The organism is Coleofasciculus sp. (genome assembly GCF_046565525.1).
Classification (GTDB): domain Bacteria; phylum Cyanobacteriota; class Cyanobacteriia; order Cyanobacteriales; family Coleofasciculaceae; genus Coleofasciculus.
Genome location: NZ_JBKHUP010000014.1, coordinates 91,236 through 97,650, shown reverse-complemented (window position 1 = coordinate 97,650; position 6,415 = coordinate 91,236). Strand labels below are relative to the sequence as shown.

The 6,415-nt window shown below is 46.5% G+C and carries 9 protein-coding genes and 1 pseudogene; 5 read left to right on the top strand and 5 right to left on the bottom strand.

What is annotated here, in order from left to right; all coding sequences use genetic code 11:
- Positions 1 to 91 precede the first annotated feature (91 nt).
- The gene (gene lipA, locus ACLGGO_RS07550; protein WP_446418831.1) at positions 92 to 1,021 is read right to left on the bottom strand and encodes a lipoyl synthase; all 930 of its coding nucleotides are present in this window, start codon (positions 1,019 to 1,021) and stop codon (positions 92 to 94) included.
- 826 nt (positions 1,022 to 1,847) lie between these two features.
- Between lipA and ACLGGO_RS07545 the strand changes: the two genes are divergently transcribed.
- Both ACLGGO_RS07545 and ACLGGO_RS07540 read left to right on the top strand, forming a co-directional pair.
- Positions 1,848 to 2,402 carry a response regulator gene (locus ACLGGO_RS07545; RefSeq protein ID WP_446339268.1) on the top strand — a complete coding sequence of 185 codons (555 nt, stop codon included), beginning with the start codon at positions 1,848 to 1,850 and terminating at the stop codon, positions 2,400 to 2,402.
- A gap of 36 nt (positions 2,403 to 2,438) precedes the next feature.
- Positions 2,439 to 3,209: a tryptophan-rich sensory protein gene (locus ACLGGO_RS07540; RefSeq protein WP_446418830.1), complete on the top strand. Its 771-nt coding sequence runs from the start codon at positions 2,439 to 2,441 to the stop codon at positions 3,207 to 3,209.
- 65 nt (positions 3,210 to 3,274) lie between these two features.
- Here the strand turns inward: ACLGGO_RS07540 and ACLGGO_RS07535 are convergent, their stop codons facing one another.
- From ACLGGO_RS07535 to ACLGGO_RS07520, 4 genes are all read right to left on the bottom strand, one after another.
- Positions 3,275 to 4,162, bottom strand: a complete 888-nt coding sequence (locus ACLGGO_RS07535; RefSeq protein WP_446339270.1) for a hypothetical protein — start codon at positions 4,160 to 4,162, stop codon at positions 3,275 to 3,277.
- Between the two features lie 65 nt (positions 4,163 to 4,227).
- A complete protein-coding gene (locus ACLGGO_RS07530) occupies positions 4,228 to 4,737 on the bottom strand; it encodes a hypothetical protein (RefSeq protein ID WP_446339271.1) in 510 nt (169 codons plus the stop codon).
- A gap of 32 nt (positions 4,738 to 4,769) precedes the next feature.
- On the bottom strand, positions 4,770 to 5,129 hold the full coding sequence (locus ACLGGO_RS07525; protein ID WP_446418829.1) for a hypothetical protein: 360 nt from the start codon (positions 5,127 to 5,129) through the stop codon (positions 4,770 to 4,772).
- 78 nt (positions 5,130 to 5,207) lie between these two features.
- Positions 5,208 to 5,456, bottom strand: coding sequence for a hypothetical protein (locus ACLGGO_RS07520; protein ID WP_446418828.1), 249 nt, complete (start codon positions 5,454 to 5,456; stop codon positions 5,208 to 5,210).
- Between the two features lie 114 nt (positions 5,457 to 5,570).
- Here ACLGGO_RS07520 and ACLGGO_RS07515 point away from each other — a divergent pair, with 114 nt between their 5' ends.
- The 3 genes and pseudogenes from ACLGGO_RS07515 (at position 5,571) to ACLGGO_RS07505 (ending at position 6,355) form a co-directional block, all read left to right on the top strand.
- Positions 5,571 to 5,816: a helix-turn-helix domain-containing protein gene (locus tag ACLGGO_RS07515; RefSeq protein WP_446418827.1), complete on the top strand. Its 246-nt coding sequence runs from the start codon at positions 5,571 to 5,573 to the stop codon at positions 5,814 to 5,816.
- A 53-nt stretch (positions 5,817 to 5,869) separates the two neighbouring features.
- Positions 5,870 to 6,091 (top strand): annotated as a pseudogene (locus ACLGGO_RS07510) (helix-turn-helix domain-containing protein); the annotation flags it as partial.
- Between the two features lie 24 nt (positions 6,092 to 6,115).
- Positions 6,116 to 6,355: a helix-turn-helix domain-containing protein gene (locus ACLGGO_RS07505; RefSeq protein ID WP_446418836.1), complete on the top strand. Its 240-nt coding sequence runs from the start codon at positions 6,116 to 6,118 to the stop codon at positions 6,353 to 6,355.
- Positions 6,356 to 6,415: the final 60 nt, after the last annotated feature.

Genomic DNA, 6,415 nt, shown 5'->3' with positions numbered 1-6,415 from the left:
AACGTCCTATGGGATACCAGGAGTCACTGAGAAGCCCGCGCTCTATGCTTGCCGCATGAGCGTCGGGAGTATGTCACCATGGTATCATCTGTCATTCACCCGCGTGGTAGGAACTGCGAACCAAGGGACCGGAACGGACGTGAGTGAAACCCATGTCTTTGGCGATCGCACCGAGTCGGTCAAATTCCTCTGGTGTCCAATAGCGTTGCACTCTCAGGTGTTCTAGAGAGGGACGCATGTATTGTCCTAGGGTGAGGCGATCGCATTCAGCGCGGCGCAAATCCTCCATGGCTTCTATCACCTCAGCTTCCGTCTCTCCATGTCCCAACATCAATCCTGACTTCGTGGGAATTGTCGGGTCAAGGGTTTTGACGAGGCGCAGAACATCCAGCGATCGCTCATATTGGGCACCCCGGCGCACTTGTCCTTGCAGTCGTTTTACGGTTTCAATGTTGTGGTTATAACAAGCTGGATGCGCCTGAACCACCTTTTTCACCCGTTGGCGCTGCAACTCAGTTGGAGTTTGATTGTCTGTACCTCTCCCGCCCCAAAAGTCTGCCGTTAGCACCTCAATTTGGGTATCTGGATTCAGTCGCCGGATGGCATCCATTGTGGCAACAAACCAACCTGCGCCCTGATCCGGTAAATCATCTCGCGCTACTGATGTCAGTACCACATACTGCAATCCCAATAACTGAACCGATTCAGCAATTTTCTGGGGTTCTTCCGGGTCAAGGGGCATAGGAGAATGACCCTTATCCACTTGACAAAAAGCACAAGCACGGGTACAGGTTGGACCCATTAGCAAAAAGGTCGCCGTTTTGTTAGCGTAACACTCCCCCCGATTGGGACAGCGCCCCTCTTCACAGATCGTGTGAATTTGCCGTTGTTTAACAATGCGCTGCACCGTAGAGATATCACTGGCGTTACCAATGGGGCGTCGCAACCAAGTCGGTAGGGCAGTAATTTCCTCTCGCCAAAGGTTTTTAGTAGACAGATTGGGTTGAGTAGGCAAATCCATAGTAATTTTGATGAGCTATCAGCAAGAGTGTTACTCTTTACGATACAAATGGTAAAGCATTTTACTCGGACTCTGATTCGATCCGAGTTTTGCTCTCAACCAACCAAGCAGATTAATCTAGAATCATGGACAGTCAGGAACCCCACGCCTAAAGGCGGGGGCTTGGAATAAAGCCCATACCTGACCAGCCTAAGACCTACGCGGTCTACGTTATGCCCAAGAGTTAAAGTTCGTACCTACAAATTCGTAGCTAGTTTGTAGCTCTACAACTCCAGCATTAAACAGGCTTACAGGGTTAAACCAGTGTGTTGGAGATAGTACCGAGGCATAACTTATGCGAAGCTAACGTCACTCCGGAAACGGAAGTTAGGGGCAACCATACCCCAAAAATTAACCCCTATGCGTACAGCTTGAAAACACGAGTCTGTAATTGCCCAGACGAAAGGTGAATGCAATACATCGAACGCGGCAAGTAAATCCAAGGCGGTAGGGGTTTCAATTCAAATATGCAGTCGTCTACACGAGGGTAATGGATACCAACAGCTTCTCACTCAAAGGAAGTCCTGTCGGACTGCTGTTTATGTAAGAGGGCAAGATCCTCCCCATACATAAATGACAGGGGTTTCCATTCGCCCCCTTACCAACCTCAATTTTCGATGAGTGCTTTTGGGTTCGATCTCAAAACAGCAAAAGAGTTACAGGTGTGGGTCGGTCATCCGTTGTTTTCCCGGAAACAGACTCTGTAAGGTCTGTCTGAGTGGAATTATGGGGTCTGCTCTACCTGGGCTTAAGACGTTTTTCTTTTATCTCTCCAAAGGAGTCAGTCGTGGCAAGCCATAAAATATTAGTTATTGATGACAGTCGAGTCATCCGGATGCGCGTTAAAGAAATGTTGCCGCCCGGTAACTTTGAAGTGCTAGAAGCCAAAGATGGTATTGAAGGTCTCAATCTAATCCATCAGGAGCATCCCAATCTAATTATGTTAGATTTCCTGCTCCCTAAAATGAGCGGTTGGGAGGTTTTCCAACAAATTCAAAGTGATGGTACTCTCCAGAGCATTCCTTTGGTATTAATGTCAGGTCGCAAGGAAGAAGTAACGGAAAAAATACCTGAGCCATTTGAGTATTTTGCCTTTGTCGAAAAGCCCTTTGAAAAGAAGCAACTGGTTGATGCGATTAAGGAAGCGATGGCAAAGGCTAAAAAACGCCCAGTCATGGCTGTGCCGCCCAAAGAAGAAGTTCCTGCGGCTGAAGCTCCCGGTGTTTCATCAGACGAAGTTCAAGCCTTAAATGCAAAAATTGAACATTTACAGGCAGAAATTGATGGGTTGAAGAAACAAATGGGACAGCTCGTGGCATTTATTAAACAAAAACTTAAGTGACCTCCAGCATTACCGAGATTTTAACTCGGCAGTAACATGAAACAGTTCAACTCTTTAAACCCAGATCGCCTTAGGCAAGTTCTCACGTTAAGTGCTATCCTCGCTGCTTTTGGCATTAATATCTGGGCAAATATCGCACCGATTGGTGGACTGACAATCGGCGAAATCTCCAATACTATTTTTGGAGAGATTAAGATTATCCCAGCCAGCTATGCCTTTGCCATCTGGGGAATTATTTATCTGGGTTTGATTAGTTTGGGCATCTATCAGGTACTGCCCAACCAGGAGCAAAATCCTCATTTGCGCCAGATGGGCTATAGTTTAGTGCTGGCGAGTTTTGCCCAGATTGCTTGGGTGTTTCTGTTCCAGTATCGCCAGTTCGCGCTGTCGCTGGTGGCGATGCTGGGGATTTTAGTGCCACTGATTCGAGTTTATTTGCGGTTGGGTATTGGTTCTGTCAGGGTGTCTCGGAAGCAGAAATGGTATGTTCACATTCCTGTGAGTATCTATTTGGCGTGGATCAGTGTAGCCACAATTCTGAATGTAGCAATTGTACTCTACGACCTCGGCTGGAGTGGGTGGGGGATTGACCCTTCAGCGTGGACGGCAATTGTCCTACTTGTCGGGGCGGTAATCACAGCAACGGTGATTATTCAGCGATCGGATATTGCCTTTCCCCTAGTAATTGCTTGGGCATATATTGCGATCGCACTGCGTCATACAGATACCCCACTGATTTCCGGAGTCGCTGGGGGATTCGCGATCGCGCTTTTGTTATTCGCTGGGTTGAAACATTACCGCCACTGACATTCTCTGTGGCTTGCGCGATGATGATCTCGTAGGCGATGGCTATGAATGGGGTATTTCATTTATCAAATTTCAGCCGCTGCTCGTTCGATTAAACGACGGGCGACGGTTTGAGTGCCAGTATGTTCGTAATAATTCGTTGACGTGTCTAAGAATGCGGCAAGATAGTCCAACTTATCATCCGCAATTTCCACAAATCCTTGCAGGTGATTAACCACCTTTTTGGGTGTCAACCCTCTCGCGGCGACGACACCCCCCATCCAACCTTTTACCGCATCGAAGCTTTCCCCAATAAAGTTCAGCTTTCCTTGAGAACTATTTCCTGGAATTAAGCTGCTGATTTGTTGGAAGGTTGAATTTTGTTCTAAGCGAGAGGGACTTAACCCAGAAAGAGTCGATTGCGCCACTTGAATGAAATCTGGTCCCAGGGGAATCAACCCATCAATACAGATGAGTCCCGCCATCCGGATCATTGACTCACCGCTATAATCGGCTAAAGCATTGACAAAATCCCCAATACTGTCTCCAGGAATGCCATTAATTTGACAAAACGCCACCAATTCTGCCACAACTTTTAAACACAGATCGATGGTTTGTGCCGTATCAGCTTTGGGTGTCAACCGATTTAAAAATCCCAGCAATGAAACTCGTTCACCAATTTTGTTGGCTAAAGCAGCCGCACCGAGAGCGAAATCCGCACTATCAACGGATTGAAAAAGCCAAATTGCCCGTTGATAGCCTTGGGATTTGTCATTATAGAGCCAAAGAGCGCGTTCACTAATATCCTGAATTAATGCCGGATCATCTTCACCTGTAACCTCGCGCACGGTATTTTCAAAGCCGACTACATTTTGCCAATCACCGGGAGCAACAAAGTCTAAGGCTTTCAAGACGGAAACGGTTAGCCCACCTTGAGGTAAGTTATCAACTAATTCAATAATAGATTTACTCACGTAAAGTCTCCTATAAATCGTTTCAATGATATCTTTAGTTTGTTCCCAATGACCAATGACCAATTTTATTTGAGTTGGGATAATCCTTGCAGGTCAAATTTTTCCAACCAAGCCTCGCGATCGCTAGGGGTAAAGGAGTCGTCACGGGATTGGACTTTGACTTGGAAGCGATCGCGAACTAGAATCGCAGTTTGTGTCTTCCCCTGTTCTACACCGGGATAGCCTGCAATTGTTTTAGTGCTATCCTGGAATTTCTTAGCCGCACTGGGGTTATTGGCTAAATCATTAATCGATAGCACCGCCACATCCTTGCCATCCTGTTTCAACTTCGCTTCGGCAAATCCGGTTTTCTCTTGGGCAAATATTCGCTGGTAATCACCGCTAGGGTTGGGGAAGAATTTATTAAATTGCCCTCCAGCCAAAGGTTCGCCTGTGGGCGCCTGAGTGGGTTGCTCAGTGCTAGTTTGAGGTGCTTGGGTAGAAGGTGGGGGAGCGGTGGATGGTGCGGCACAAGCCGTTACCAGTAAAAATAGGGAGAGTGATAAAGCGGTGAGGATTTTACCTATTCTTGACATTAGGGTTATCTTTTTAATCGTGTTTGCCGAGATTACCTCATTTTGCCATAGCGATCGCGCAAATACGTTTGCCGTTGTTGCCAGATGGCTTCGAGTCGAGAAAAGCCTTCTTCTGTATATCGTTGAGATTCTTGGTGGATGAGTAACCACAGGGTATTGAGGGTTTCCAGGTTTGGGCAGAAGCGGATTAAGGAACGACAAGCGGTAATCCACTGTTCTAGCTTGCGGTAACTAATAAAGTAACCGCCCAATCCTTCGATATGTACCCAGAGGACGTTATACCACTTTTCCCAGTTGAGGATACGCTTTGGGTTAATGTTCAGGTATTTGGCAATTTGTTGGAGGGTGATGACAAAGGTTTGGGGATTGATGCGGTGGCGTAAGGGTTGCATAACTATTCGTGATTTGAGATGAGTGTCTTGTTCCCCCTTGTTAGCGACAGAAGGGGGTTAGGTTATTTTTGCTACCGATTAGTCAACCTGAATACGGCGACTCAGGATACTCATTACCTCACCAGGATTTTGAGTCGGCTGAGGTTTGCTCCATTCACTGACTTGGGCGTAGCCAAGGCGGTAAAAGGTGTGAATGGTGTTACTGACGCCTTGGGGAGTGCTAATGACTAAGACTTTGAGGGGGACTCGATTGGGTTCTGATGCTGGATTGGCAGGGAGAGGGGTTTGCTGGTTGGGGGTTGGGTTGGGAATAAACTCTTGTGTCATAGGGATTTAACTGCTTTTTTTGTTTTGTTCCATATATGTAACATTGTGATCATACCTTAGTTTTCCATATATGGAACATTTACTCAGTTATGAGCCTCTGACACAATCTGAGGCATGGGAAAAGCAGGCAAAGCACTCAAACAGGTCTTGGAAAGTTATGGCATTACCCAAAATCGATTAGCCGTGGTAATGCAAGTTGGGCGTTCTAATGTTCACCGCTGGGTTTATGAGGTGGCAGATCCCGTCGGCGATGCCATCCTAGAAATTAGGAAGGGACTGAAGACGATTAATTCAGCAGCAGCAGAAGAGTTCATTCGTTTGTATCTGGATGAGTCAGAGGAGGATGAGGAACAGTCTTAGAGAAGGTGTTTTGTTAGCATTTCGCCTTCATGAGCCTTTGACAAAATTTAGGCATGGGAAAAGCAGGGACAGTACTAAAGCAAGTGTTGGAAGCCTATGGCATTAGCCAAAATAAGTTGGCGGTGGCGATGGGTATTGGGCGTTCTAGTATCAACCGTTGGGTTAATGAAAATCGAGATCCAGGAGGTGATGCCATCTTAGAAATTAGAAAAGGACTCAATAAGATTAATCCGGCAGCAGCCGAGGAGTTTATTGGCTTGTATTTAGATGAGTCATTTGCTTCTGGCACTATAGAAACCATGCGAAAGGCAGGAAAATCTTTAAGACAGGTGTTGGAAGCTTACGGCATTAGCCAAAATAAGTTGGCGATAGCAATGGGTATTGGGCGATCAACAATTCACCATTGGGTCAATGAAAGTCGAGATTCAGGAGGTGATGCCATTCTCGAAATTAGGAAAGGGCTGAATAAGCTTAATCCAACGGCAGCCGAGGAGTTCATTAGGTTGTATCTGGATGAGTCAGATGAGGATGAGAATTAGTTGACCGAGAGTAGTAAGCTGTAATGCTATGAGTGCGATCAAATCGCGTCAGTTCAATCA